This window comes from Pseudomonas sp. zfem004 (genome assembly GCF_032621715.1).
Taxonomy (GTDB): Bacteria; Pseudomonadota; Gammaproteobacteria; order Pseudomonadales; family Pseudomonadaceae; genus Aquipseudomonas; species Aquipseudomonas sichuanensis.
This window is the reverse complement of sequence record NZ_JAVYJF010000033.1, coordinates 19,546-46,480: the sequence shown is the minus strand read 5'-3', so window position 1 is coordinate 46,480 and position 26,935 is coordinate 19,546. Positions and strand designations below refer to the sequence as shown.

At 66.1% G+C, this 26,935-nt stretch carries 15 protein-coding genes; 11 read left to right on the top strand and 4 right to left on the bottom strand.

Features of this window, described 5'->3' with window-relative positions:
* Window positions 1-99: 99 nt before the first annotated feature.
* The gene (locus RTH46_RS24770) at window positions 100-2,349 is read left to right on the top strand and encodes an Orn/Lys/Arg decarboxylase N-terminal domain-containing protein (protein ID WP_316906863.1); all 2,250 of its coding nucleotides are present in this window, start codon (window positions 100-102) and stop codon (window positions 2,347-2,349) included.
* 22 nt (window positions 2,350-2,371) lie between these two features.
* Here the strand turns inward: RTH46_RS24770 and RTH46_RS24765 are convergent, their stop codons facing one another.
* On the bottom strand, window positions 2,372-2,551 hold the full coding sequence (locus RTH46_RS24765) for a hypothetical protein (RefSeq protein WP_316906862.1): 180 nt from the start codon (window positions 2,549-2,551) through the stop codon (window positions 2,372-2,374).
* 158 nt (window positions 2,552-2,709) lie between these two features.
* On the opposite strand from RTH46_RS24765, the gene RTH46_RS24760 reads away from it, so the two are divergent.
* Window positions 2,710-3,270: an NADPH-dependent FMN reductase gene (locus tag RTH46_RS24760; RefSeq protein ID WP_153788151.1), complete on the top strand. Its 561-nt coding sequence runs from the start codon at window positions 2,710-2,712 to the stop codon at window positions 3,268-3,270.
* Window positions 3,271-3,374: 104 nt separating this feature from the next.
* On the opposite strand, the gene phnX is transcribed toward RTH46_RS24760, so the two are convergent.
* Window positions 3,375-4,202 carry a phosphonoacetaldehyde hydrolase gene (phnX, locus tag RTH46_RS24755; protein WP_316906861.1) on the bottom strand — a complete coding sequence of 276 codons (828 nt, stop codon included), beginning with the start codon at window positions 4,200-4,202 and terminating at the stop codon, window positions 3,375-3,377.
* Window positions 4,203-4,236: 34 nt separating this feature from the next.
* A complete protein-coding gene (locus RTH46_RS24750; protein ID WP_279847068.1) occupies window positions 4,237-5,343 on the bottom strand; it encodes a 2-aminoethylphosphonate--pyruvate transaminase in 1,107 nt (368 codons plus the stop codon).
* 114 nt (window positions 5,344-5,457) lie between these two features.
* Here RTH46_RS24750 and RTH46_RS24745 point away from each other — a divergent pair, with 114 nt between their 5' ends.
* The 9 genes from RTH46_RS24745 to RTH46_RS24705 all read left to right on the top strand — a co-directional run bounded on the left by RTH46_RS24745 (window position 5,458) and on the right by RTH46_RS24705 (window position 22,333).
* A complete protein-coding gene (locus tag RTH46_RS24745; RefSeq protein ID WP_316906860.1) occupies window positions 5,458-6,321 on the top strand; it encodes a LysR substrate-binding domain-containing protein in 864 nt (287 codons plus the stop codon).
* 41 nt (window positions 6,322-6,362) lie between these two features.
* A complete protein-coding gene (locus RTH46_RS24740) occupies window positions 6,363-7,385 on the top strand; it encodes an AraC family transcriptional regulator (RefSeq protein WP_279847069.1) in 1,023 nt (340 codons plus the stop codon).
* 77 nt (window positions 7,386-7,462) lie between these two features.
* On the top strand, window positions 7,463-12,034 hold the full coding sequence (locus RTH46_RS24735) for an NEL-type E3 ubiquitin ligase domain-containing protein (protein ID WP_316906859.1): 4,572 nt from the start codon (window positions 7,463-7,465) through the stop codon (window positions 12,032-12,034).
* 122 nt (window positions 12,035-12,156) lie between these two features.
* A complete protein-coding gene (locus tag RTH46_RS24730; protein WP_316906858.1) occupies window positions 12,157-16,653 on the top strand; it encodes an NEL-type E3 ubiquitin ligase domain-containing protein in 4,497 nt (1,498 codons plus the stop codon).
* Between the two features lie 124 nt (window positions 16,654-16,777).
* Window positions 16,778-18,424, top strand: coding sequence for an AMP-binding protein (locus RTH46_RS24725; protein WP_153788141.1), 1,647 nt, complete (start codon window positions 16,778-16,780; stop codon window positions 18,422-18,424).
* 12 nt (window positions 18,425-18,436) lie between these two features.
* Window positions 18,437-19,204 carry an SDR family NAD(P)-dependent oxidoreductase gene (locus RTH46_RS24720; protein WP_153788140.1) on the top strand — a complete coding sequence of 256 codons (768 nt, stop codon included), beginning with the start codon at window positions 18,437-18,439 and terminating at the stop codon, window positions 19,202-19,204.
* A 12-nt stretch (window positions 19,205-19,216) separates the two neighbouring features.
* Window positions 19,217-20,410: an acetyl-CoA C-acyltransferase gene (locus RTH46_RS24715; RefSeq protein WP_153788139.1), complete on the top strand. Its 1,194-nt coding sequence runs from the start codon at window positions 19,217-19,219 to the stop codon at window positions 20,408-20,410.
* 8 nt (window positions 20,411-20,418) lie between these two features.
* Entirely contained in the window at window positions 20,419-21,546 is a 1,128-nt protein-coding gene (locus RTH46_RS24710; protein WP_316906857.1) for an acyl-CoA dehydrogenase, read from the top strand.
* Between the two features lie 13 nt (window positions 21,547-21,559).
* Window positions 21,560-22,333, top strand: coding sequence for an enoyl-CoA hydratase (locus tag RTH46_RS24705; protein ID WP_153788137.1), 774 nt, complete (start codon window positions 21,560-21,562; stop codon window positions 22,331-22,333).
* 34 nt (window positions 22,334-22,367) lie between these two features.
* Here the strand turns inward: RTH46_RS24705 and RTH46_RS24700 are convergent, their stop codons facing one another.
* Window positions 22,368-26,891, bottom strand: coding sequence for a DUF6543 domain-containing protein (locus RTH46_RS24700; protein ID WP_316906856.1), 4,524 nt, complete (start codon window positions 26,889-26,891; stop codon window positions 22,368-22,370).
* Between the last annotated feature and the right edge of the window lie 44 nt (window positions 26,892-26,935).

The following is a 26,935-nucleotide window of genomic DNA, read 5'->3' as shown; positions in this document are numbered from 1 at the left end:
GGCAAGCCCGCTCCCACGTGGGAGCGGGCTTSCCCCGCGATAGCGTCAGCACCTCGACTACCCTGAAGGGACAATCTGTCCTTCGGAGGTAGCCGCCTGATGTACAAGGACCTCAAGTTCCCCATCCTCATCGTCCACCGGGCAATCAAAGCTGACAGCGTTGCCGGCGAGCGGGTGCGTGGCATCGCCGCCGAGCTGGCCCAGGACGGCTTCAGCATCCTCGCCGCCGCCGACTACACCGAAGCGCGTCTGGTCGCCGCCACCCACCACGGGCTGGCCTGCATGCTGATCGGCGCCGAGGGGGCCGGCGACAACAACCACCTGCTGCAGCACATGGCCGAGCTGATCCGCCTGGCCCGCCTGCGTGCGCCGCACCTGCCAATCTTCGCCCTGGGTGAGCAGGTCACCCTGGAAAACGCCCCCGCTGAAGCCATGAGCGAGCTCAACCAGCTGCGCGGCATCCTCTACCTGTTCGAAGACACCGTGCCCTTTCTTGCCCGCCAGGTGGCCCGGGCGGCGCACAACTACCTCGATGGCTTGCTGCCGCCGTTCTTCAAGGCGCTGGTGCAGCACACCGCGCAATCGAACTATTCCTGGCACACACCGGGCCACGGCGGTGGCGTGGCTTACCGCAAGAGCCCGGTGGGGCAGGCCTTCCACCAGTTCTTCGGCGAGAACACCCTACGTTCGGACCTGTCGGTCTCGGTGCCCGAGCTCGGCTCGCTGCTCGACCACACCGGCCCCCTGGCCGAAGCCGAGGCCCGCGCGGCGCACAACTTCGGCGCCGACCATACCTTTTTCGTGATCAACGGCACCTCCACCGCCAACAAGATCGTCTGGCACGCCATGGTCGGGCGCGATGACCTGGTGCTGGTGGACCGCAACTGCCACAAGTCGGTGGTGCACGCGATCATCATGACCGGCGCCATCCCCATCTACCTGTGCCCGGAGCGCAACGAACAGGGCATCATCGGGCCGATCCCGCTCAGCGAGTTCAGCGCCGAATCGATCCAGGCGAAGATCCAGGCCCATCCGCTGGCCCAGGGCCGGGCGGCAAAGATCAAGCTGGCGGTGGTGACCAACTCGACCTATGACGGGCTGTGCTACCACGCGGGGTTGATCAAGCAGGCCCTCGGCGCGAGTGTCGAGGTGCTGCATTTCGACGAAGCCTGGTTCGCCTACGCCGCCTTCCACGATTTCTTCACCGGCCGCTATGCCATGGGCACGCCCAAGGCCGACGACGGACCTTTGCTGTTCAGCACCCATTCCACCCACAAGCTGCTGGCCGCCTTCAGCCAGGCGTCGATGATCCATGTGCAGGATGGCGCCAGCCGTGCGCTTGACCGCGATCGCTTCAACGAAGCGTTCATGATGCATATCTCCACCTCGCCGCAGTACAGCATCCTGGCCTCGCTGGACGTGGCCTCGGCGATGATGGAGGGCCCGGCCGGGCGTTCGCTGCTGCAGGAGATGTTCGACGAGGCGCTGAGCTTTCGCCGGGCCCTGGCCAATCTGCGCGAGCACATCGCCGCCGAGGATTGGTGGTTCAGCATCTGGCAGCCGCCGGCTACCGAGGGCACCCAGCGCCTGGCGGCAGCGGACTGGCTGTTGCAACCGGGGGCCGAGTGGCATGGCTTTGGTGAGGTGGCCCACGACTACGTGCTGCTCGATCCGCTCAAGGTCACCCTGGTCATGCCTGGGCTCAACGCCGGAGGTGTGCTGGGTGAGCACGGCATTCCGGCGGCAGTGGTCAGCAAGTTTCTCTGGGAGCGCGGCCTGGTGGTGGAGAAAACCGGGTTGTACAGCTTCCTGGTGCTGTTCTCGATGGGCATCACCAAGGGCAAGTGGAGCACCCTGCTCACCGAGCTGCTGGAGTTCAAGCGCCATTACGATGGCAATACGTCGCTGCTGCAATGCCTGCCCAGTGTGGTCAGTGAGCAGCCTGCACGCTACCAGGGGCTGGGCCTGCGTGAGTTGTGCCAGCAGTTGCACGACTGCTACCGCGCCAATGCCACTGCCAAGCAGCTGAAGCGATTGTTCACCAAACTGCCGGAGGTGGCCATGAGCCCGGCCCAGGCGTATGACCGGATGGTGAAGGACGAGGTGGAGGCGGTGCCGATCGAACAGCTGCTGGGCCGGGTAGCGGCGGTGATGCTGGTGCCGTACCCGCCGGGAATCCCGCTGATCATGCCGGGCGAGCGGTTCACCGAGGCGACCCGCTCGATCCTCGATTACCTGGCATTCGCCCGGGCCTTCGACCAGGGCTTCCCGGGCTTCGTCGCCGATGTGCACGGCCTGCAGCACGAGCACGGGGCGTACACGGTCGACTGCATCAAGGAATGCGAATGATCTCGACGCCGGTCTGGGCCAGCTAGAAACGGTCCTCGCCCAGGTAGTTGACCCGGTCGCCAATGGCCAGGCGGTAGGTGGTGATGGGTGCACCGAGGGTGCTGCCGTCGGCCTGGAGCGTCGACTCCTGGAACTCGTGCACGGGATAGATACGGCCTTCGGCGTCGCGGGCGTGGAACTGGCCGACCATTACTGCTGCCATTTTGGGTGGAACCCTCTGAATCATGTGGGAAATGTCTGAGCTCATAGACCAGCGAAACGGCTGGGAGTTTTTCTGCGGATGGAAAAAAACCCAGGTGGCCGAGGAACGGTCATCTATAACTAACTGGTCCCATTTTCCAGCAGAGGAAGCACATCGCCATGAGCCAAGTCTATTCGGTAGCGGTCGTCGTCGGCAGCTTGCGCAAGGACTCCTACAACCGCAAGGTGGCCCGCGCGCTGTCTGAGCTGGCGCCGTCCAGCCTTGCCCTGCGGATCGTCGAGATCGGCGATTTGCCGTTGTACAACGAGGATGTCGAGGCCGAGGCGCCGCCTGAGGCGTGGAAGCGTTTTCGTGACGAGATCCGCCGTAGCGACGCGGTGCTGTTCGTCACCCCCGAGTACAACCGTTCGGTGCCCGGTGGCTTGAAGAACGCCATCGACGTGGGCTCGCGGCCCTATGGGCAGAGCGCCTGGAGTGGCAAGCCGACGGCGGTGGTGAGTGTGTCGCCAGGGGCCATCGGTGGCTTTGGTGCCAACCACGCTGTGCGCCAGTCGCTGGTGTTTCTCGACATGCCCTGCCTGCAGATGCCCGAGGCGTATCTGGGCGGGGCGGCGACGCTGTTCGATGACAGTGGCAAGTTGAGTGACAAGACCCGGCCGTTCTTGCAGGGCTTCATCGACAAGTTTGCCTCGTGGGTGAAGTTGAATCGGGCGGTTTGAGCCGAAAACCATCGCGGGGCAAGCCCGCTCCCACGTGCAAGGTATGCGTGGGAGCGGCGGTGCGCCGCTGCGACTTGCCCCGCGAAGAATACGACACCGACCTGTCAGAACGCCTGCGGCATCTCACCCTTGGCCAGCCGCCGGTTGATATCGGCAATCACCTCTGGCAACTCATTGATCGTGTCGACCAGGTAGTGCGGGCGCGAGCTGGCAAACAGTTGGTGAATCCGCTTGCGCTCGCTCTCCAGTTTCTCCGCGCTCAGCGCCTGGTAGCCTTCCCAGGTCAAGCCCAGGGCATTGCCGGAGCACACCAGTGCCACGGTCCACATCCCGGCGCGGCGGCCTTCGAGGATGCCCGGCACGGTGTCGTCCACCTTCACGCACGCCGCCACATCGTCGATGCCCAGGGCAATCACGTTGGCCAGGGCCTGGGCCGGCCATGGGCGGCCGTTCGGGGTTTCGTCGGTGGCCACCACATGGTCGGCGACATAGCCGTTCTGCGCGGCCAGCTCGACCACCTTGTCCATCACCACCTTCGGGTAGCCCGAGCACGAACCGATCTTCAGCCCGCCCTTGCGCAGGCCGGTCAAGGTGTCCAGCGCACCGGGGATCAGCGCCGAGTGCACGGCGATCTTCTCGATCTGCAGGGGCATGAAGCGTTCATAGATGGCGGTGACGTCATCGTCGGTGGGCGTGCGGCCAAACACCTTGCGGTAGCGCTCGGCGATTTCCGGCACGTCGCACAGGGTGCGGATGTGGTCCCACTTGCCCATGCCCATCGGGCCGCGAGCCTCTTCGATGGAGACTTGTACGTCGAACTCGGCGAAGGCCTCGACGAAGATCTGGGTAGGGGCGAAGGAGCCGAAGTCGACCACGGTGCCGGCCCAGTCGAGGATGGCGGCTTGCAGCTGGGTGGGGTTGCTGTAGTTCATGTGCGCGTTTTCCTGAAGTTGGGTAAGCAGAGGGTCAGATGTCCAGCACTTCCATTTCCCGCAGCACTTCGGCCACGGCGTTGACGGCGGCCTGCATGCCGTCCGGGCCGACCACGCCGATGCAGCCGACGCGGAAGGTTTCGACCTGGGTCAGCTTGCCCGGGTAGAGGATGAAACCCTTGGCCTTGACCCGCTCGTAGAAGTCCTTGAACTGGTAGCGCGGGTCTTTCGGGGCATGGAAGGTGACGATGATCGGCGCCTGGATCTCGGCGGGCAGGAAGCTCTGCAGGCCGATCTTCGCCATGCCGTCGAGCAGGGTCTTGCAGTTGTCGGCGTAGCGCTGATGGCGGGCGGGCAGGCCACCTTCCTCAACGTATTGCTGCAGTGCTTCATGCAGCGCGGCGACCACGTGGGTCGGCGGAGTGAAGCGCCACTGGCCGGTCTTGGCCATGTAGGCGTGCTGGTCCTGCAGGTCCATGGCCAGGGAATGGGCGTTGCCTTCGGCGGCGGCCAGCGCGTTTTTCTCGGCGAAAACGAAGCCCATCCCCGGTACGCCTTCAAGGCATTTGCCGGACGCTGCGATCAGCGCCTCGAACGGCACTTCACGGGCATCGATGGGCAGCGCGCCGAACGAGCTCATGGCGTCGATGATCAGGCGTTTGCCGTGGCGCTTGATCACCTGGGCGATCTCGGGCAGCGGGTTGAGGATGCCGGTGCTGGTCTCGCAGTGGATCAGCGCCACGTGGGTAACGCTCGGGTCGGCGGCCAGCAGACGGTCGACGTCCTCGGCGGTGGTCGGCTGGTCCTCGGCGGTTTCGAAGGTGCTGTACTGGCGGCCCAGCACCTTGCAGATCTTCGCCAGGCGCTGGCCATAAGCGCCGTTGATCAGCACCAGCACCTTGCCGTCACGCGGTACCAGGGTGCCGATGGCTGCTTCGACGGCGAAGGTGCCGCTGCCTTGCAGGGGCACGCAGTGGTGGCTGGCGGCACCGTCGATGATCGCCAGCAGCTGTTCGCACACGCTGGCGGTCAGCTGGTTGAAGTCGCGGTCCCAGGAGCCCCAGTCCACCAGCATGGCTTGGCGGGTGCGGATCGAGGTGGTCAGGGGGCCGGGGGTCAGCAGGATCGGGGCGTTGCTCATTCCGTGGTTCCTCACATGCGGTGGGCTGGAAACTTATGGGGGCTAGGTTGCAATTCGCCAGTCCATCATTCAAATTGTTTGTTGTTATGCCAGCCATAAGTCAGGCCGATAGATATGAACCTGTTCCAGCTCCGCGCCTTCGATGCCGTGGCCCGTGAGGGCAGCTTTACCCGCGCCGCCGAGCGCCTGTTCATCAGCCAGCCGGCGGTCACCGGGCACGTCAAGGCGCTGGAGGAGCACTACCAGATCACCTTGCTGCGGCGCACCGCGCGGCGGGTCGAGCTGACCGAGGAGGGCACTCGGCTGGCGGCCATCACCCGGGCCATGTTCGGCCTGGCCGAGGAAGCCCAGGCGATGCTCGAGGCCAACCGCCAGTTGCTGACCGGGCGCTTGGAGGTGGCCGCCGACGGGCCGCACCGGGTCATGCCGATGCTGGCGTTGCTGCGCGAGCGCTACCCCGGCATCACCGTCAACCTGCGCCTGGGCAATGCCCAGGAGACCCTGGCGGCGTTGCTGTCCGAACATGCCGATGTCGCGGTGCTGACCGAGATCGAGCCGCGCAAGGGCCTGCACCTGCAGAGCCTGTGCGAGTCGCGCCTGTGTGCACTGTTGCCGGTGGGGCATGCCTGGGCCAAGGCCGACGGCGACCTGCCGCTGGCCGAACTGGACAAGCAGATCATGGTCTTGCGCGAGCCAAGCTCGACCACCCGGCGCACCTTCGACAAGGCCTGTGCCGAGGGCCGTGTGCAGCCACGGGTGCTGCTGGAACTGGACAGCCGAGAGGCGGTCACCGAGGCCGTGGCCGCCGAGCTGGGTATCGGCGTGGTGTCGTCCACCGAGGTAGCCCATGATCCACGGGTGGTGGCGCGCCCCTTGAGCGGTGCGGGCCTGGTCAACCAACACATGATCGGCTGCCTGGACCGGCGCCGCGAACTGCGCCTGATCCAGGCGTTCCTCGGCCTGGCCGCCAGCGTCTGACAGGCTTTAAGATGGCCGGCACAGAGCACGACGGACACTCGATGAGCGAGAAAGACACCATCTCCATGCAACTGGTGCGTGAGGCACTGTTGCAGACTTGCCCGGCGGGGGAGCCGGACGCGGCCCTGCTGGCCCGCGCCGGGATCGACGCGACGCAGCTGGACCTGCCGCAGGCGCGGGTCAGCGCCGAGTCCTATGCGCAGCTGTGGCGCCTGCTGGCGCGACGCTGCAACGACGAATTCTTCGCCATGGACCCGCGCGGCCTGCGCAGCGGCAGCCTGGCGTTCCTGTGCCGGGCGGCCATGGCTCAGCCGACCCTGGCCGAAGGCCTGCGCACCGCCCTGGATTTCCTCGGCCTGATGCTCGAAGACTTGCAGCCGGGGCTGGTGCGTCAGCAGAGCCTGGCAGAGATCGTCATCAACGAACCCCGTGACGAGCCCCGCCGCGCCTTCACCTACTTCACCTTCTGGATGATCGTCCACGGCGTGGCCTGCTGGCTGGCCGGGCGGCGCATCCCGATCCTGGCCATCGACCTGCGCTGCCCCGAGCCGCCGTTCTGCGACGACTATCGGGTGATGTTCTCCGAGAACCTGCAGTTCGACCGCCCGCGCACGCGCATGATCATCGCCGCCGACTGCCTGGACCTGCCGCTCAAGCGCAACGACGATGAGCTGCGGCGCTTTCTCGCCGAGGCTCCGGGCAACATTCTGGTCAGGTACCGCGATCCCGAGAGCCTGGGGCGGCGCGTGCGTGCGCATTTGCGCAGCCTCGACCCCGCCACCTGGCCGGATGCCGAGCGGCTGGCGGCCAGCCTCTGCGTGTCGGCTTCCACCTTGCGCCGGCGCCTGGCCGAGGAGGGGCAGACCTACCAGGGGCTCAAGGACAGCGTGCGCCGTGAGCTGGCAATCACCTGGCTGGCCGAGGCCGACCTGGGGCTGGCGCAGGTTGCCGAGCGTCTGGGGTTCGCCGATAGCAGCTCGTTCTACAAGGCTTTTCGCAAGTGGTTCGGCTGCAATCCCGGACACTACCGGGCACTGGCGCAGCAGGGCGGCGCCCTGGGCTGAGCGGACAGCTTTCCCGCTGCCCGATCGCGCGCCGAACGGGCAGCGTGGTCGCTTCCATCACACAGGGAGTGACCCTCATGCCAGACAGGCAACTCACCCGTATCGACTCGGCCATCGATGACTTCATCGCGTCGCAACTGCCCGATTGGCTGAAGAACGCCAGCCCGGAGCAAGTCCGCGTATTACGTCGACGCTTCCAGGCGCACCGGCGCAGCCAGGAGTACCTGGAGGCGGCCTGGCGCGGCATCGAGTCGCTCGACGCCTTCGCCACGCAGCTGTTCGAGCACCAGTTGGCGACCCAGCTTGGCGTGTCGCAGCCGCTGCGCAACCTGCAGTGGGAAGAGGTTTTTCAGCGCTACGAGCGAGACCCGTCGCCATTTCCCGACCTGGGCATGGCGGGTGGGCGTATCACCCGCAGTAGCATGCGTGAACCGGCCTTGCAGCGCTTGCTGCAGAACTTCGAGGCATCCCAGCGCTTCTTCGAGGGCACCCAGCTGGTGCAGGTCGCAAATGACGGTGGCGCAGGGCCGGAGCGCCCATTGTCGGTATCCCTCGAGGCGCTGGTGGCACGATGCCGGGTGCTGGATGTCGGCCAGCGTTACCAGGCGCATCTGCAAGCAAGGCTCGACGCCGATTTCGTCGCCCGGTTGGCTGACGACCTGCGCCTCGGGCTGGGTGTCGAGGCGGAGATCGCCGCACTCCGGCAGCTGCTGTGCGAAGCCGACCTGAACCTGGTGCGCCAGGCTTGTGAGGGCGAGACGATCAGCGATGAACGCAGCCGGTATGTGAGCGTGCAGCGGCTCAGCCTGTTGGGGTGCCCGATCGATGGAGCACTGCTGTTCGTGCTCCAGGACGACCAGGCGGGCAGCGAAGTGGTGGGGCTGCTTGCCTACCTGCCGCAGGCGCCGGACAGGGCCTTCGAATGGCACGCATCCTGGGCGCAGTTCAAGCAGCGTCTGGGTGAGCAGGTGAAACGGCCGGTCCTGCGCGCTTATCTGGCCGCACGCGTCGGTTTGATGGCACGCGCTTCCTTCGTCACCACGCTGCGCACGCGCGCTGGCGACACGCGCCCGGACCTGGAACCCAAGGGATTGGTCAGTGGGATCGATCCGTTCAGGGCCTTGGCCCAGCAGCATGTCCAGCGCATCAGGCAAGATGCGCGATTGCTGGCGGTGCCGACGGCGGACGTTGACGTCGCGGCTTCCAGGCGGCGACGCGAAGCGTTCGAGGCGGCGGGCATGGCCGCCCTGAACCTGGCGGCGTTCTTCGTGCCAGGCATCGGCGAGCTGCTGTTGGCGAAGATGGTTCAGGAAACCTTGAGCGAGGTCTACGAAGGCTTCGCGGACTGGGCCAAGGGGCGGGATCATGAAGCGTTGGCGCACATGCTCAATGTTGCCGAGACCGTCAGCGTCAATGCGTTGGTGGTCGGTGGTGCCGTGACCGCGCGACGTTTTACCGGCAGCGCCTTCGTCGACGGCCTGAAACCCGTCGCGGTCGAGGAGGGGAAGCACCGCTTGTGGGCCGATGACCTGGCGCCGTATCGGGTCGAGGTGCTGCCCGCAGGCGCCCGCCTGGCCAGCAATGGCCTGTTCAGCGATGGCCTGGGCCAGTGGTGGCGGCATGAAGGGCACTTCTACCAGGTTCACCAGCTGCGCCCAGAGGGGCCGTGGCGGCTGCGTCACCCCTCGCGCGCGCAGGCCCATGGGCCGGAGCTGGAGTTCAACGGTGAACAGGCCTGGCGCCTGCGCAGCGCCAGGCCGTTGGAGTGGCAAGGGGCTGCTCGAATGCTCGAGGTGCTGTGGCCCAAGGCGGTCGGGTACGACGCCCAGCGCATCGACGCCATGCTCAAGGTGGCGGGTGTCGACGAGGACGGTTTGCGAGGCTTGCTGGTGGAGGGCCGCGCGTTGCCGGTTACCTTGCGTGACACGCTGGAGCGCTTCGAGGTGGATGCCCGTGTAGACGCGTTGTTCGTCCAGCTGCACCAGGGCCAGGTGTCTGCCTCGGGTAACCTTTATTTCGACTGGTGCCTGACGCAGTTGGACAGTCACGGGATGGACGAGGGCGGGCAGCGCCAGGCGGTGCTGGACGATGAGTCGCTGCTGCGCGAACTACTGCTGGAGCATTTCTCCACCCGTTACCTGGCCCCGGACCCGCTGTGCAACCTGATAAAACGCGATTTTCCCGGCCTGCCCGATGCCTATGCCAGTGCCGTGCTTAGGCAGGCGAGCGAGGCCGAGCGTGTGCGTATGGCCGATGAGCAGAGGATCCCACTGGACCTGGCCGAGAAAGCTCGCGCGTTGCTTCAGGAAGCACGGCTCACGCGTGCGCTGGAGGGCTTCTACCTGCACAACGGTTATCGGGCCGAAACCCTCGACCTGGTGTTCGGCCTGCTCTCGTCCAGGGCTGGCTGGCCCAACCGTGTCAACCTGGAGCTGCGCGAAGGCAGCGAACACGGGCGGCGACTGGCGATGATCCACCCTGAAGACCGACAGCTGGGTGTCACCACGCTGGTCCGGCGCAATGGCCAGTTCCGGCTGTACAACGATGGGCGTGCCTCGACGGTCGAGGTGCCTGCGCCGCACAGTTGGGAGCAGGCGTTGCTGGCGGTGTTGCCACTGGCCGACCGCGAGCGCCTGGGCTGGGATGGCGCGCAGGGCTGGCTCACGCTGCGCGCCGACCTGCGCGCCTGGCTGCCCGATTCGCGGCGCCGTATCGCCAGCCAGTTGGGCCTGCGTCAGCACGATGCCTGGTTCAATCCCGGCCGCAGGCTGCCGGATGGGCGGGTGGGCTACCTGCTGTGCGGCCAAGACCTGGCGTCCTCGGCCGAAACCTTGTTCCGTGATCGGGTGCGTGCCCTGTACCCTGGTTTCGACCAGGCCGAAGTCGAGACTTACCTGGCGCAGTTCCGCCAGTCGACCGAGGCGGCGCTCACCCGCCTGCTGCGCGAGGAGGCGACTTACCAGCGCCTGGCCCAGGCACTGCGTGAGTGGGAGGCGCAAGTGCCGGCGCAGGAGGTCGCGCGGCGACAAGTCGGCGATGAGCTGCGCCGTTGCTGGCGCCACCAGGGCGAGCGCCTGGTCAATCGGCGCGGTGTCGACTATGGCATGCGCCTGAGCATCATCGGCGTCCCTGTGCAGACGTTGCCCGAACTACCTGAGGGCGTGAGTTTCCCTCATGTCACCGACCTGGTGCTGACTCATCTGGGGCTCGAAGCGCTGCCCCAGGTGTTCCTGCAGCGATTCCCTTATGCCCGCTGGTGCAACCTGAGCAACAATCACCTGACCCGCTTTCCCGAGCAACTTGGCAGCATGACGCGGCTCTTCGAGTTGCGCCTGAATGACAACCGCATTCGCATGGGCGGCTTGACCGGGCCGCTGTTCAGCACGCTGGGGCAGTTGCGGGTGGTGGACTTGAGCCGCAACCCGCTGGGCAATGTCACGCTGGACGTCGACCATCTGCATCGCCTGCGCGAGCTGATCATGCGCCGCTGCCAACTGCATCGCCTGCCGCGGCGGCTGTTGTGGTGCCCGTTCCTGGAGATGGCCGACCTGCGCGACAACCTGATCGCCGGCCTTGAGCCCGAGATCTTCGAGGCGACCCACGAGTTCAGGCAGACCTTGCTGCTGGCGGGCAATCCGCTGTCCGCCGAAACGCAGATGCGCCTGTTGCAACTCGATGGGCAGCGCCAGCCCATGGTCCTTCCGGTCATTCCCGAGCAAGGCGCCACGGCGCACCCTTCACGGACCATCAGCGTCGAACAGGCCAGGGATATCTGGGTGGGCGGCGAGGACGAGACGTTGCGCGACGAGCGGGCAGGGCAGTGGGACAACCTGGCGGCGGAGCCGGGCGGCGAAGCGCTGTTCCAGCTGTTCGCCGAGCTGGTCGGCACCAGCGACTACCGTGAGACCCGCGAAGACCTCGGGCACCGGGTGTGGAACATGATCGAAGCCGCGCTTGTCCACGGTGAGGTGCGCCGCGAGCTGTTCGACCTGTCGGCGTCCGGGCGCACCTGTGTGGACAGCGTGATCGCCTGCTTCAGCAATCTTGAGGTCCGGGTGTTCATGACCCAGGAATTGGCCGGCGCCACGGCCGCCCAGGCGCAGGAGCGGCGGCTGGGCATGGCCCGCCGGCTGTATCGCCTGGATCAGCTCAATGCCTATGCCAGGGCCGACCTGCCGCGCGTCGAGCGTCAGCTGCACCAGGATTACCCTGCCGAATCGGTCGATGAAGTGGAAGTCAACCTGGCCTACCGCATCGGCCTGGCCGATCGACTGGGGCTGCCGGGCCAGCCCCGGACCATGCAGTTCAGGGCCATGGCCTATGTGGGCGAGCCGCAACTCGATGATGCCGAGCGCGTCGTGCGCGCGGCCGAGACTGACGTCGAGGCGTTGGCGCTGTACATCAGCCAGCGCGACTTCTGGGAGGCCTACCTGCGCCAGACTCACGCCGACAGCTTCGAGTCAGCGTTGGAGCCATTGCAGGAGCAGATGACGCGGCTGGACGAGCGTTACCATGCCGAGGAGGTCACTGAAGCGCAGTACGTGCAAGCCGCCAATACGTTGAGGACGCGCCACGCCGAAGGGGAAGAGGCACTGATGTTGCGTCTGACCCGCGAAGCACTGCAGGCGCATCTGCCCGGTACTGACTGACAAGCAATCCGCCCCGGGGCCGGCGGTGCCGGCTTGCGGGGCTGACTGGCGTGTCTTTCCCTCTGCTGTCGCACGCCGCCGGGCGGCAGTCTGGTGGCTTCCATAACCAGCAAGGGACTGCCATGACTTCCTCTGAAAGCCTTCTCCAAGCGCCATCGGCCCTGGCGAAAATCACCCATGCGACCGATGACTTGATCGGTGCGCAGTTGCCCGCCTGGCTGAGACAGGCCTCACCCGCGCAGATCAACCGCCTGCGTGACCGATTCAACGCCCACCGCCAGCAACTGGACCGATTGCGCGCGGCCACCGTGGAGCTGATCCCATTGCAGCGCTTCGCCCAGGAGCGCATGAACACGCTGCTGGTCGATCGCCTGCCTGCCGGCGAGGGCATCGAGCGTCTGCAATGGCTGGAGGTGACACCCCGCATCGAGCGGATGCCCGGCACTGGCTGGCCCATCTACGGCCCGCACTATCGACGCCAGGCAGGGTTGCTGAGGCTGATGCAGAACTTCCCTAAGGACGCTTCGTTCTTCGACGGCAGCGGGCTGGTGGCCCAGGGCACCTTCCAGGTGTTGTCCGGTGATACCCAGCGGTTGGTCGCCGACTGCCGTGAGCTGGATGCTGGCCGCCATTACCAGGCACTGCTCGAGCGTGTCTTCAACCCGCCGACCCTGGCCTTGCTCAGCGATGGCAAGCGTGCCGGGCTCAGGTTGTCCATCGAGATCGCCGCGCTCAAGGGAGATATCACGGCGTTCGAGCAGATCGCCCTGAGTGAAGTGGCCGACAGCAACAAGGCGCTGGACACGCTGGGGCTGCGCCATGGGCGCGGGCTGCTGAGAGTGCTGGGGCGTTCGATCGCCGATGCCTTGATCGTCGAGTTCAATGCTGGCCAGGGCGAAGAACGTGGGCTGATGCTCTACCTGCCCAGCGACCCGCAGCGGGCATTACGCAAATATGCGTCTTGGGCGCACCTGAACAGAGGGTTGGCCGAGGAGTTGCGTCAACCGGGGTTCGCTCAGTACTTCTGCCAGCTGGTCAGCCTGGACGAGCGCGCCGCTTTCGTGAGGCAGCTCGCCGGCCGTCTGCAGGATCCGGCCCCCGACCTGCAGCCGACGCGCAGCGACCCGGTGGGCGATGTGTTCAACGGCTTGGTCGAGCAACAGGTGCGCCGGATCAAGGACGATGCCCGGCGCCTGCTGGTACCCAGCGTCGAGGCCGACCGCGCGGCGGCCAAGGCGCGACTGGACGCCTGGCAAACGGCGGGCTGGACCTTGCTCAACCTGGCTGGCCTGTTCATTCCCGGGGTTGGCGAATTGTTGCTTGGGCAGTTGGTGGTGCAGGTCCTGTCCGAAGTGTATGAAGGGGCAGCCGACTGGTATCACGGCCATCAGCATGAAGCGTTGGAGCATCTGCTGGGCGTGGCCGAGACCACTGCGGTGGCCGCGGCGGTGGCGGGCGGTGCCGGCATCGTCGCCCGGGGCTTCACCCGCAGCGCCTTCGTCGACGGGCTGGAGCCGGTCCGGGCAGAAGCCGGTGATCGGCTGTGGTCCAGCGATCTGAGCGTGTATCGGGACTACCCCGAAGACACCCAGCTGCTGGACGACGGGATGCACGGCGCCGGATCGCGGCGCTGGCTACGGATAGACGGTCACTACTACCAAGTGCAGCGTCCCATGGCGCATGGGCCTTGGCGTCTGCGCCACCCGCGCCGGCAACAGGCGTTTGCTCCGGCGGTGTTTCACGATGGTGGACGTGGATGGCGGTTGAGCCACGAGCGTGCGCTCGAATGGGACGACAACGCACGCATGCTCGACAGATTGTGGCCGCAAGAGCAGCCGCTGGATGCCCGGCGGGCCGCGCAAGTTCTGCAGGTGGCCGGGATGGATGGCGACGAACTGCGCGGGTTGCTGGTGGAGGGCCGAACCCCTCCGGTCAACTTGCGCGACACCGTTCGACGCTTCGCTGCCGAGGCGCGGATCGAGCGGTTCTACGCCAGCCTGCGCGGTGAAACGGTATCGATTGAAGACCCGGCCATCGAGGGCTGGTGCCTGAGCCAGCCCTCGATGGCCGGGTTGGATGAGCAGGCGCTGCGGCAGATACTACTGCTTCGCGAGCCCGAGTTGCGCGGCCCCTTGCTGAAGCACCTGAGCGCCGTGCAATCGCCGGACAATGCCTTGCAAAGGGTGATCCGACGCGATTTCCCTGGCTTGCCCGACGCTTATGTCGACACCCTGGCACAGCAGACCGAGCCACCACAGCGGGCCTTGGCAGAAGCCGAATCGCGCCTGCCCCTGAGCTTGGCGCTCAAGGCTCGCTCGCTGTTGCAGTCGGCCAACCTCAGTCGGGCAGTCGAAGGACTGTTTCTGGACAGCAGTTACAGTGACGGCTGCGGCGAACTGGTGTTCAGCCTGTTGTCGCGCCTGCCGCAATGGCCGGGTTCGGTGAACATCGAACTGCGCCAAGGTTCGGAAAGTGGTCGCCTGATAGCCATCATTGACCCTCAGGCCGCACCTCAGACCCGCACGACCCTGGTGTACGGCCATGGCCGGTTCCGTCTCTTCGATAGCCAGGGACGTGAACTGGAGCGGCCCGTCGAAGCGCCCGGCGGCATTTTCCAGGCCATCGTGGCGCTGCTGACACCCACCGAGCAGGCCCGGCTGGGCCTGACTGCCGATGATCCGTCGCGCCAGCTGCGTGAAGCGTTGCAACGCCAGTTGCCCACGACGCCACGCGGGCGCCTGCGGCTGTTGGGTTGGCGTGAGGAAGCTGCGTGGTTCAACCCAGGGCGGCGCCTGCCGGACGGACGGGTGGGTTATGCGCTCAGTGGTCGCGGCGAACCCGCCGCCGCACCGGGGGGGATCCTGCGCAGTCGGTTGCGCGCGCTCTACCAAGGACTCAATGACCGGCAGCTGGATGAAGAGCTTGCGCGCCTGCTACAGCAAGAGGGACCTGCCTTTCAGTTGCTGACGCAGCTCGAGGATGACTATGCCCAGCTCGATCTCTATCTGGAACGCTGGATCAGCGCCGAGCTCAGTGACGCCGCCAAGGTCGTGCGCCGTCGTTTCGCCGAGCGTATTAGGCGGGCCTGGCGCCTGCAGGGCGAGCCGGTGATGAGCGAGGACGGTCAGCTCCTTGGTCAGCGCCTGGACCTGAGCAACCTGCGCGTGCACACCTTGCCCGCGTTGCCGCCCCAGGTGGATTTTTCTCGAATCGTGGCATTGACGCTGTGCGAGACACCGGTCTCGGTGGTGCCAGTGGATTTCCTGCGCTGCTTCAGCGAGCTGCGCGAGTTGAACATGAGCAACAACAACCTGCTCGGTGTCCCGCCGGGTATCGACTACCTGCCGGCACTGCGCAGGTTGCGCCTGGCCCACAACAACATCCGCCTCGATCTCGACGCCGTCGAAGCGCTGGCGGGTCGGCCCACGCTCGAACACCTCGACTTGAGCTACAACCCCATCGGAACGCTGGTGATGCATTATCACCAGTTGCCGCAGCTCAAGGTCCTGAACCTGCGAGACTGCCGGCTCACTGCGTGGCCGGAGAGGATCGAACTGTGTGGTTTCCTCGAGCGCGCCGACTTGCGCAACAACCGGATCGAAAGCATCCCGGCGGTGGTGTTGCAGATGCCGCTGGCCTATCGCCGTGCCTACCTGGTGCAGGGCAATCCGCTGCGCAGGGCGGATGTGCAGGCGTTGTTTGCCCTCGACCAGATGCAGGAGCACTTGCACCCGCCTGAACCGACGTACCGGGTGGAACCGGCGCGAACCCGCGCGCTGTGGCTGGCAGGTGCTGGCGACAGCGCCGCGCAGGCCGCGCAATGGGACCGCCTCGCGGTGATGCCGGGCAGCGATGGGCTGTTCGAACTGCTGGGCCGCCTGGAATACACCGCCGACCATGCCCAGGCCAAGGTGCATCTGGGCGAGCAGGTGTCGGCGCTGCTCGACAGCCTGGCGCAACTACCGGAACTGCGCCAGGACGTCTTCGCCAGGGCCGCTCAGCCACTGACCTGCGAAAACAGTGTTGCCGGGCGTTTCAGCGAGCTGCTGGTGCAGGCGGCGATCGCCCGTGCCGAGGGCGCCGGCGGCGCCGAGCGTGGCGCCCAGCTGTTCAGCCTGGGGCGTGGCCTGTACCGTCTGGAGTGTCTAGATCTACTGGTTCGCCGCGACATTACCCGGCGCTTGAGCATCGGTCGGCGTGTCGACCAGGTGGCGGTGGACCTGGCCTACCGCGTGCGCTTGCGTCAGCGCCTGGGCCTGCCCTACCAGCCCGGGCACATGCTCTATGCCGAGGTGGCGCAAGTCAGCGATGCGCAAGTGGACGAGATGGGACGGCGGATACTCGACGAAGAGACTCCGGCCCGGCTGGCCGAACACCTGAGCCAGCGAACGTTCTGGCAACGCTACCTGCGAGGCAGCCGCCCCCAGGCCTTCGAGTTGCTCGACCAGGTCTACACCGCCCGCGAAGCGGTGCTCGAGCAGCGCCGCGCGGAGCTGACCAGCGAGGCATTCGCGTTGAACCTGGACACCTTGCGGATCGAAAAGGCATCGGATGTGCAGGCGCTGATGCTGCAGTTGAGCCGCGAGTTCCTGCTGGGCTGGGAGCGCGGCCACGGTTGAGTCTGGCTGCGGCCAAACCGGTCATCCAGATTGACAGCTTTGGCCATTGCCGCCTTGCCGGGGCGGCGCGAACATCGTCGGACCGATGGTGCCACTCCAACAACAAAAAACCAGGAGTCCGACGATGCGCGATTACGCCGAGGCCATTCGTTCGTTCGACCATGCCCAGGCCGCCAGCGCGGCGCTGCATGGCGACCTCGCTGCCCTCAATGCCTGTGTCGAATGCTGCGACCGTCATACCGGCAGCGAACGGCCTGCGCTGATCTGGGAAGACCGCGACGGCAACGGTGCGCGCTACAGCTTCGACCAGTTGCGTGATCTGGCCGCACGCTTTGCCAATGTGCTCAAGGCCCAGGGCGTGGTGCCCGGGGATCGGGTCGCCGGGCTGCTGCCGCGTACCCCGGAGCTGCTGGTGACCGTGCTGGCCACCTGGCGCCTTGGCGCGGTCTACCAACCACTGTTCACCGCGTTCGGGCCCAAGGCCATCGAGCATCGCCTTGAGCAGTCCCACGCCCGCGTGGTGGTCACCGATCGCCTCAACCGCGCCAAGCTGGACGAAGTGGCGGACTGCCCGACGCTCATCACCGTCGGCGCGCGCGCCGGCGAGGTGGATTTTCATGAGGCGCTGGCGGCGACGCAAAGCTTCTGCGAGCCGGTGATGCGCAGCGGCGACGACCCTTTCCTGCTGATGTTCACCTCGGGCACCACCGGCCCGGCGAAACCGCTGGAGGTGCCGCTGCGGGCCATCGTCGCGTTCCAGGGCTACATGCGCGACGCCATCGACTTGCGCCCCAGCGACAATTTCTGGAACCTGGCCGACCCAGGCTGGGCCTATGGCCTGTATTACGCCGTCACTGGCCCGCTGTCGCTCGGCCATGCCACCACCTTCTACGATGGGCCGTTCAGCGTCGAAAGCTGTGCGCGGCTCATCGACAAGCTTGGTATCACCAACCTCGCCGGCTCGCCCACCGCGTACCGCCTGCTGATTGCGGCGGGCAAGGCGTTCGCCGACCCGATCAAGGGCCGCCTGCGGGTGGTCAGCAGCGCCGGCGAGCCGCTCAATCCGGAAGTGATCCGCTGGTTCGCCGACGAGCTGGGCGTGACCATTCACGACCATTACGGCCAGACCGAACTGGGCATGGTGCTGTGCAATCACCACGCGCTGGAGCACCCGGTGCACCTGGGGTCGGCTGGCTTCGCCATCCCCGGCCACCGCATCGTGGTGCTGGACGAGCAGGGCGTTGAGCTGCCCGCCGGCCAGCCAGGCATCCTCGCGGTGGACCGCGAGCAGTCGCCGCTGTGCTGGTTCGCCGGCTATCACGGCTTGCCGACCAAGGCATTCGTCGGCAAGTACTACCTGTCCGGCGACACCGTCGAGCTCAACCAGGACGGCAGCATCAGTTTCGTCGGCCGCAGCGACGATGTGATTACCACCTCCGGTTACCGAGTCGGCCCGTTCGACGTGGAGAGCGCGCTGATCGAACACCCGGCGGTGATTGAAGCTGCGGTGATCGGCAAGCCCGACCCCGAGCGCACCGAGCTGATCAAGGCGTTCGTGGTGCTGGCCAAGGGCTTCGATGCCGGCCCGGAGCTGGAAGACACCCTACGCCAGCATGTGCGCCAACGTCTGTACGCCCACGCCTACCCGCGTGAAATCGAATTCGTCGGCGAGCTGCCCAAGACCCCGAGCGGCAAGCTGCAACGCTTCATCCTGCGCAACCAGGAAATCGCCAAACAACAAGCCGCGCAGCCGATCGCTGCGGGCGCCTGAAGGAAACCCGACATGCATATCCAGAACAAGCACTTCATCGTCAGCGGCGCGGCCTCGGGCCTGGGCGCCGCCACCGCGCAGATGCTCATCGAAGCCGGCGCCAAAGTGATGCTGGTCGACCTGAACGCCGCCGCCGTCGAGACCAAGGCTCGTGAGCTGGGCGACAACGCCCGCTTCGCGGTGGCCGACATCAGCGACGAGCAGGCCGCCCAGGCGGCGGTCGAGGCTGCCGTCAGCGCTTTCGGCAGCCTGCACGGGCTGGTCAACTGCGCGGGCATCGTCGGCGCCGAGAAAGTGCTGGGCAAGAACGGCCCCCACACCCTGGGCAGCTTCGCCAAGGTCATCAACGTCAACCTGATCGGCAGCTTCAACCTGCTGCGCCTGGCTGCCGCGGCCATGGCCGAGGGCCAGGCCGACGAAGGCGGTGAGCGTGGGGTGATCATCAACACCGCCTCGATTGCCGCCTACGACGGCCAGATCGGCCAGGCCGCCTATGCCGCGTCCAAAGGCGCGATCGCCAGCCTGACCCTGCCGGCTGCCCGTGAACTGGCGCGCTTTGGCATCCGCGTGATGACCATCGCCCCGGGCATCTTCGAAACCCCGATGATGGCCGGCATGAGCGAGGAAGTGCGCGCGTCCCTGGCTGCCGGGGTGCCATTCCCGCCGCGCCTGGGCCGCCCGCAGGAATACGCCGCGCTGGCCCGCCACATCATCGAGAACAGCATGCTCAACGGCGAGGTGATCCGCCTCGACGGCGCGCTGCGCATGGCTGCCAAATAAGGAGCAATGAACATGACCCTCGCCAATGACCCGATCGTAATCGTCAGCGCCGTGCGCACGCCCATGGGCGGCCTGCAGGGCGACCTCAAGAGCCTGACCGCGGCGCAGCTGGGCAGCGCGGCGATCCGCGCCGCCGTGGAGCGCGCCGGTATCGATGCCGCCAGTGTCCAGGAGGTGTTGTTCGGCTGCGTGCTGCCCGCCGGGCAAGGCCAGGCCCCGGCACGCCAGGCCGCCCTGGGCGCCGGCCTGGACAAGCACACCACCTGCACCACCCTGAACAAGATGTGCGGCTCGGGCATGCAGGCGGCGATCCTGGCCCATGACCAACTGCTGGCCGGCAGCGCCGAGGTGATCGTCGCCGGTGGCATGGAGAGCATGACCAATGCGCCCTACCTGCTGGACAAGGCCCGTGGCGGCTACCGCATGGGCCACGGCAAGATCATCGACCACATGTTCATGGACGGCCTGGAAGACGCCTACGACAAGGGCCGGCTGATGGGCACCTTCGCCGAGGACTGCGCGCAGAACGGCGCATTCAGCCGCGAGGCACAGGACAACTTCGCCATCGCCTCGCTGACCCGGGCGCAGGACGCCATCAACAACGGCCGCTTCGCTGCCGAGATCGTGCCGGTGGAAGTCACCGAGGGCAGGGAAAAACGCATCATCAAGGATGACGAACAGCCGCCCAAGGCGCGCCTGGACAAGATCCCGCAGCTCAAGCCGGCCTTCCGCGAAGGCGGCAGCGTGACCGCTGCCAACTCAAGCTCGATCTCCGACGGCGCCGCGGCCATGGTGCTGATGCGTCGCTCGGAGGCCGAGAAACGCGGCCTCAAGCCGCTGGCGGTGATCCACGGTCACGCGGCTTTCGCCGACACCCCGGCGCTGTTCCCCACCGCCCCCATCGGCGCCATCGACAAGCTGATGAAACGCACCGGCTGGGACCTGGCGGAGGTTGACCTGTTCGAGATCAACGAGGCCTTCGCCGTGGTCACCCTGGCCGCCATGAAGCACCTCGACCTGCCCCACGACAAGGTCAACATCCACGGCGGCGCCTGTGCCCTGGGCCACCCGATCGGCGCTTCGGGCGCACGCATCCTGGTGACCCTGTTGTCGGCTCTGCGCCAGAACAACCTGCGCCGTGGCGTGGCGGCCATCTGCATCGGCGGTGGCGAGGCCACGGCCATGGCCGTCGAATGCCTGTACTGAGGTGAGCCATGTTGGTAACTGACGAGCAACAACAGATCGCCGACGCCGTGCGTGCTTTCGCCCAGGAGCGCTTGAAACCGTTCGCCGAGCAATGGGACAAGGAGCATCGCTTCCCCAAGGAGGCGATCGAGGAAATGGCCGAGCTTGGCCTGTTCGGCATGCTGGTGCCGGAGCAGTACGGTGGTAGCGATACGGGCTATGTGGCCTACGCCATGGCCCTGGAAGAAATCGCCGCAGGTGACGGTGCCTGCTCGACCATCATGAGCGTGCACAACTCGGTGGGTTGCGTGCCGATCCTCAAGTTCGGCAGCGAGGCGCAAAAGCAGCAGTTCCTCACGCCGCTGGCCACGGGTGCAATGCTTGGCGCGTTTGCCCTGACCGAACCCCAGGCCGGCTCCGACGCCAGCAGCCTGAAGACCCGTGCGCGCCTGGACGGCGACCATTACGTGCTCAACGGCAGTAAGCAGTTCATCACCTCCGGGCAGAACGCCGGTGTGGTGATCGTCTTCGCCGTCACCGACCCTGATGCCGGCAAGCGTGGCATCAGCGCCTTCATCGTGCCCACCGATGCCCCCGGCTACCAGGTGGCGCGGGTCGAGGACAAGCTCGGCCAGCACGCCTCCGACACCTGTCAGATCGTCTTCGACAATGTGCGGGTGCCGGTGGCCAATCGCCTGGGTGAAGAAGGGCAGGGCTACAAGATCGCCCTCGCCAACCTCGAAGGCGGGCGCATCGGCATCGCCTCGCAGGCGGTGGGCATGGCCCGCGCCGCCTTCGAGGTGGCCCGCGACTACGCCAACGAACGCCAGAGCTTCGGCAAGCCGCTGATCGAGCACCAGGCCGTGGCCTTCCGCCTGGCCGACATGGCGACGAAAATTGCCGTGGCCCGGCAGATGGTGCTGCATGCCGCGGCCCTGCGCGATGCCGGGCGCCCGGCGCTGGTGGAGGCTTCGATGGCCAAGCTTTTCGCCTCGGAAATGGCCGAAAAGGTCTGTTCGGATGCCTTGCAGACGCTCGGTGGTTATGGCTATCTGAGCGACTTCCCGCTGGAGCGCATCTACCGCGATGTGCGGGTCTGCCAGATCTACGAAGGCACCAGCGACATTCAGCGCATGGTCATTGCGCGCAATCTTTGAAGGAGCAGTCTGCATGGCATTCGAAACCATCCTGTTGGACATCCATGGCAAGGTCGGCCTGATCACCCTCAACCGCCCGCAGGCGCTCAACGCCCTGAACGCGCAGATCGTCGGCGAGATCAACCAGGCCCTGGACCAGCTCGAGCGTGACCCGAACATCGGCTGCGTGGTGCTCACCGGCTCCGCCAAGGCCTTCGCCGCCGGCGCCGACATCAAGGAAATGGCCGACCTGAAGTACCCGCAGATCTACGTCGAAGACCTGTTCAGCGACGCCGACCGCGTCGCCAACCGGCGCAAGCCGATCATCGCCGCGGTGTCCGGCTTCGCCCTGGGCGGTGGCTGCGAGCTGGCGATGATGTGTGATTTCATCCTGGCCGCCGACAACGCCAAGTTCGGCCAGCCGGAAATCAACCTCGGCGTGCTGCCGGGCATGGGCGGCACCCAGCGCCTGACCCGCGCTGTGGGCAAGGCCAAGGCCATGGAGCTGTGCCTGACCGGCCGCCTGATGGGGGCCGAGGAAGCCGAACGTGCGGGCCTGGTGGCGCGCATCGTGCCGCAGGCCGAGTTGCTGGAAGAGGCGCTGAAGGTGGCCGCGACCATTGCCAGCAAGTCGATCCCGGTCAGCATGATGGTCAAGGAGAGCGTCAACCGCGCCTTCGAAGTGACCCTGAGCGAGGGCGTGCGTTTCGAGCGCCGGGTGTTCCATGCGGCGTTCGCCACCGAGGACCAGAAGGAAGGCATGGCCGCGTTCATCGCCAAGCGCGAGGCGCAGTTCAAGGACCGTTGAGGGCAGGGCGCTCTGCTGGGCGCCCCGCCTTTTTTCAGCGGTTGAAGAAATACCTGGTCGCAGCGGCCACGGACACGGGAGCGCGGTAGACCTCCACAGCGCGGCCGCTGGCTGGGTCTGGCACGCTCTGGCCCCGGGCATGGCGTTGGCTGGCCGTTTTCAGGTGGCCGGCGAGAAACTGCTCGCGCGGGGTGTCCAGCGCCGGGTAGTGGAAGTGGGCGTACCAGAGGTCCTGGCCCTGGTGGCGGATGCTGTATTCGTCCAGGTAGTCGGCCGGGCGTCCCTTCACTTTCGCCAACAGCGTGCGGTTGCCGATGGCATGGATCGTCGCCTCGCCGCTGTCCACCAGGAATTGCACCTCGCCCATCCTTGGCCGCTGGCGCAAGGCGGCCTGGATACGCAGGCTCCTGGCTTGGTCGCCCAGGCTCAGGCTCAGGTCGTTCAGAGCCTTGGTGACCTGCGCCGCGTCCCGATCGCCGGCGGCTTCGTCACTCTGGTTGTCGGCGGTCAAGTGCCGCTCGATGGCATCCGCCTGCTCTATCAAGCGCTGTTGCTGGCTGCTCAGCAGGTCGTGGATTTCCACGGGCAGGTAACTGTCGCTGCGGGTGCCTTGCAACTGCGTGAGTTCGGCGCGGGCGCGGGACATCAGCTTGTCGCTGGCCTTGAGCAGTTTCTTCAAGCTGTCGCCATTGGGTTTTTGCGGGGATGGCGCGGGTGGGATCTCGACCCAACCGTCCTGTTCCTGGCGATAGGACCGTGTGCTGCCCTGGCCGTCAGCCTCGGGTATGTCGATGATCGAGGCGTCGCCCTCGTGGGGCACCCCGAGCAGCAAGCCGTGTTCGCTGGTCTCGATCAGGCCCGGTGTCCGCTGACGCAATTGCGACAAGGTGGTGGTGGCGGGGTAAGCCGGGTACTCGCTCAGTTCCAGGTGCACTTTTGCCTGGAGGTAGTCCAGGTCTTCATCGATCAGCGTCAGCAGCGGGAGCGAGTCTTCGTCCTGGGCCAGTGCCTTGAAGTTACCCAGTTGTCGCCTGGCCTGGTTGAGCAGCTCGCCGATGGCCCTGAGCAAGCGCGAGGCAAGCTCGTCGCTGGGCTGATCGAGGCTGGCCAGGCGCTTGAGCTGGGCTACGACCAGGGCAACGTTGGCGTTGGCGCGCTTGAGCCAGAAACCTCGGGGCCTGAGCTCGCCATCCTTGAACGGGTGCAGCACGAACAGGCGGTTGAACCGATTCTCCAGGCGCCGGTAGCGACTGTTGATCCGGTACTCGGGGCTCGGCCATGACTGGTTGATTCGATCGAACATGGCCTGGATGCTGTCCTGGCCGCGGTTGGTCAACTTGTTCATTTCCTGATGCAGCTCATGCATGGCATCGGCGTTGGCCACCATCTGGTCGATCAGGGGCGACAGGCTGGCCAGGCGCGTGCTGTAGATGTTCAGGTCTGTCGGCGACATGTGCGCCTGGTGTTCTTCGAGAAACCGTGCCAGTTGCGTGCGCGCGGGGGCGTACAGGCGGTGCAGCGTCAGGTTGACGAGGCGCTCGCTGAATGTGCGCTGGGACAGGGCGTTGGCACGCTCGATCTTGAAGTTGGGCCGAGGCTGCAGGGCGTTGTACTGGTTAAGGCGCTGCAACTGCAGCGCCCAATGCGCGGATACACGCTGACAGCTTTGCAGGTAGCTTTGCAGCACCTCAGGGTCGCTGTCGTCGCTCAAGGTTCGGGCGCTGGCATTGATGGCCCGCAGTTGCTCGAGACCCTCTCGGGTCGCCTGGCCGATGCTTTCGTCCAGGGTGGCGAGGGTCTGCTTCTTTTCTTCGCGCAGTCTGGCGATACGTGACCCCGATGGCATGCCGCCGAGCAGGCGCAGGCGCAGGTCGAGCTGCCAGCGTCCCGCTTCGTCACGCATGAGCCATGGCCCGAGTATCTCCTCGGCGGTGTCGCTGACAATCCGTGGCTGTTCGGTGGAATCATCCAGCACCACGCGATAGACCGCGCCCTCGAGCTGTACCCAGAACTTGTCCCGTGCCAGGTACAGGCCGGCCAGCGGGCCATACGGAATCGGGGTGCCGAGGGTATGCAGCGGCTCTTTGCCACGCAGCTGGGTCAAGGTGGCGCGTTGCGTGGCGCTAAGGCTGCGGCTGGCGTGCGACCAGTGGAAGTTCAGGGTGGTCTCGGGCGTGTCGATCTCGACCAACGGTGCCATCGGTATGGGTGTCGACTGGGCCGGCAGCGAGGCTTCCTGGCCTTCCTCGAGTCGCGACTGCAAGGCGGTGTGGGAAAGCAGCAGCAGGGCAATATTCACCAGCAGGTTGACCATGGCCAGGCGATGCCCGCTGGGGTCGCGGGTGCTGTCGGATTCGAAGAGCTGGGCGAGGGCGATCTCCATCTGGGCCAGCCATGCCACTTTACCCAAGGTGCTCCCGGCCAGTGGCAGCACAGTGTTGAACAGTAGCCAGCCTAGTTGCAGGCGGCTGTTCCAGCGGGTTTCGGCGGTGGTTGCCGAATGGGCCGCGAAACGCTGGATCGATTCCTCGACGCTCGCCAGGTAGATGGCCTGGCCAATGTCGACGACGGCGGGGGCGACGTTCAGCGAGGCCGGCGCAGGGCGGCCGAAGGGTACGGCGAAGGTATCGTCCAGCGGGTAGAACAGGTGCGGCTCGGTGATCCCTCCATGGTCGTAGACTCGGCGTGCCTCGGCGGGCAGACGGGCCAGCAGGTCGTCCTGCAGCTCGCCAGGCGTGCCCATCGCCACCAGCAGTGCCAGTCGATCGTCGAATTGTTGCAGCGGTTGGGCATGCAGCGGACGGTAGAGCAGGCAGGGGCCTTTCTCGGGGCTTGCCGCTTCGATCAACCAGGTGTTGAGCAGCATGTCGGGGGCTGCGTCTGTGCGCCGGAGCAGTCCCAGGGGGCGCAAAACCCAGTGGTCGGCGTCGTCCTCGACGGCGGGCGTGAAGATGTCGCCTACCCGCTCGACGCAGTCCTTGCTGATACCTTGGTCACGCAGGTGCAGTTCCATGGCCAGCGCCGGCAGCTGGTTGCGCAGCTGGGCGCCGAGCAGTGCCTGGCGCTCCCGCTTGCCTGCCGCGTCATCGAGCAACTTGTCGCGCAACATGGCCGGGTAGCTGCTGCCGATGTCCAGCTCGCTGACGATCCGCTCAATGTAGCCGCGGTTCAGCCAAGCCGGCAGGGAGGCGCCATCGCTGGCGCTCAGCTCCACGCGCCCGGGCTTGAGCAGGCCGAGGTTGCCGATGGCCAGGTCGGCCAGGCTGAACTCGACCCGGTGGGGGGTGCCGGTGATTATCAGGTTGTCCTGGCCGGCCAAGGCGCCGGCGTGGGTCTGCAGGTTGACCACCCGGATGGCCTGCGGGTCGATGTTGTTGTCGGGGTGGTCGGTGTTCAGGCGCAGGGCCAGCTGCCGATTGGCATACGCCTGGGCGGTATCGATGCCGTCGAGCCAGAACCTGCCCTGGGCATCCTTGTAGCCTTGCGCGACGTCGACCAGCATGCGCGCATAGTGCAACTGGTTGCCGTCGGAGGCGTTCTGCAGCCAGTCCGGCAGGCGCTGGGCGAGGGTCTTGCGCTGCCTGCGCTCGTCGCGGTTGCACAGCTCTACCATCGAGGTCAGGCGATCCAGGTTGTGGCTGAGCGCCAAGGCATGGCCTTGGCTGAAGTACTGTTGCGAGCGGCTGTGCAGTACTTGCAACTGCTGGTGCAACAGGCCCAGCGCCTGGATTTCGAAGGGGACGTCGGCGGTGGGCGCGAGCTGAACCTTGCGCGGGCCCGGTATCGGGCTCTCGGGCCACAGGCGAGCGATGATATCGAGCATCGCCCGCCGCGAGGGAAAGGCCAGGAGCTTGCCGACCAGGGTGTAGAGCAGGGTGACCGGTGTGTCGCCGCCGTGTTCGAGCAACAGGGCGCTGCCCAGATCGAGGTCGATCTTGCCGTTGTCCGACAGGTCGGTCAGCAGGTGGGTGATGGTCGAGCTGTTGTGCTGTCCGGCCTCGCCGGGCACGTTGCGCAGTTGGTTGGCGAGATCTATCTCGCTGCTGGTCAGGCGGCCATCGTCCTTGCGACTGTCGATGGCATGGCCGAGCTGCTGTTCCAGGTAACGGGCGTACCACTGCCAGGGCGTCTGTCCGCTGCTGTCGAATGTGCTCCAGTACTGCACCAGCTCCTCGCGGTGGCGTTCGACGACGAACGGCCCACATTCGTTGATCAATAGCTCGACCGGATGCAGGTCGATATCCAGCGCATGAGCCGGATCGTCGAGTGGGTGGCTGCTGATGAAGTCCTCGCCTTCGGTCAGATTGAGCGTTGCGCGCCGGCAGAAGCGCTCGATCAATACCATCGACAGCGGCCTTATCCAGGCATTGGCGCCACGCACAGGTCGGCTGATCAGGTAGAGGGCAAGGGGGTCGTGGCCATGACCGAGCTGGCGTTGCTGCCATTGCTCGACCAGCAGACGGCCAGCAACCGCGTGCAACACGGGGCGGTCCTGGAAGCGGCGGGCGACGGCGCAGTCCAGCGTGCTCAGTGCAACGATCCGTTGGTGCAGATCCATTAAGTGTGCTCCTTGATGATGGAACACACAGTTGGCCGCGGGTT

What these genes read in the sequence shown, in the direction of transcription:
- phnX (WP_316906861.1), bottom strand. Translation starts at nt 4,202, where the DNA reads ATGAACTACAGCAACCCCACCCAGCTGCAAGCCGCCATCCTCGACTGG.
- RTH46_RS24715 (WP_153788139.1), top strand. Translation starts at nt 19,217, where the DNA reads ATGACCCTCGCCAATGACCCGATCGTAATCGTCAGCGCCGTGCGCACG.
- RTH46_RS24740 (WP_279847069.1), top strand. Translation starts at nt 6,363, where the DNA reads ATGAGCGAGAAAGACACCATCTCCATGCAACTGGTGCGTGAGGCACTG.
- RTH46_RS24720 (WP_153788140.1), top strand. Translation starts at nt 18,437, where the DNA reads ATGCATATCCAGAACAAGCACTTCATCGTCAGCGGCGCGGCCTCGGGC.
- RTH46_RS24770 (WP_316906863.1), top strand. Translation starts at nt 100, where the DNA reads ATGTACAAGGACCTCAAGTTCCCCATCCTCATCGTCCACCGGGCAATC.
- RTH46_RS24710 (WP_316906857.1), top strand. Translation starts at nt 20,419, where the DNA reads ATGTTGGTAACTGACGAGCAACAACAGATCGCCGACGCCGTGCGTGCT.
- RTH46_RS24735 (WP_316906859.1), top strand. Translation starts at nt 7,463, where the DNA reads ATGCCAGACAGGCAACTCACCCGTATCGACTCGGCCATCGATGACTTC.
- RTH46_RS24765 (WP_316906862.1), bottom strand. Translation starts at nt 2,551, where the DNA reads ATGGCAGCAGTAATGGTCGGCCAGTTCCACGCCCGCGACGCCGAAGGC.
- RTH46_RS24745 (WP_316906860.1), top strand. Translation starts at nt 5,458, where the DNA reads ATGAACCTGTTCCAGCTCCGCGCCTTCGATGCCGTGGCCCGTGAGGGC.
- RTH46_RS24750 (WP_279847068.1), bottom strand. Translation starts at nt 5,343, where the DNA reads ATGAGCAACGCCCCGATCCTGCTGACCCCCGGCCCCCTGACCACCTCG.
- RTH46_RS24705 (WP_153788137.1), top strand. Translation starts at nt 21,560, where the DNA reads ATGGCATTCGAAACCATCCTGTTGGACATCCATGGCAAGGTCGGCCTG.
- RTH46_RS24760 (WP_153788151.1), top strand. Translation starts at nt 2,710, where the DNA reads ATGAGCCAAGTCTATTCGGTAGCGGTCGTCGTCGGCAGCTTGCGCAAG.
- RTH46_RS24730 (WP_316906858.1), top strand. Translation starts at nt 12,157, where the DNA reads ATGACTTCCTCTGAAAGCCTTCTCCAAGCGCCATCGGCCCTGGCGAAA.
- RTH46_RS24725 (WP_153788141.1), top strand. Translation starts at nt 16,778, where the DNA reads ATGCGCGATTACGCCGAGGCCATTCGTTCGTTCGACCATGCCCAGGCC.
- RTH46_RS24700 (WP_316906856.1), bottom strand. Translation starts at nt 26,891, where the DNA reads ATGGATCTGCACCAACGGATCGTTGCACTGAGCACGCTGGACTGCGCC.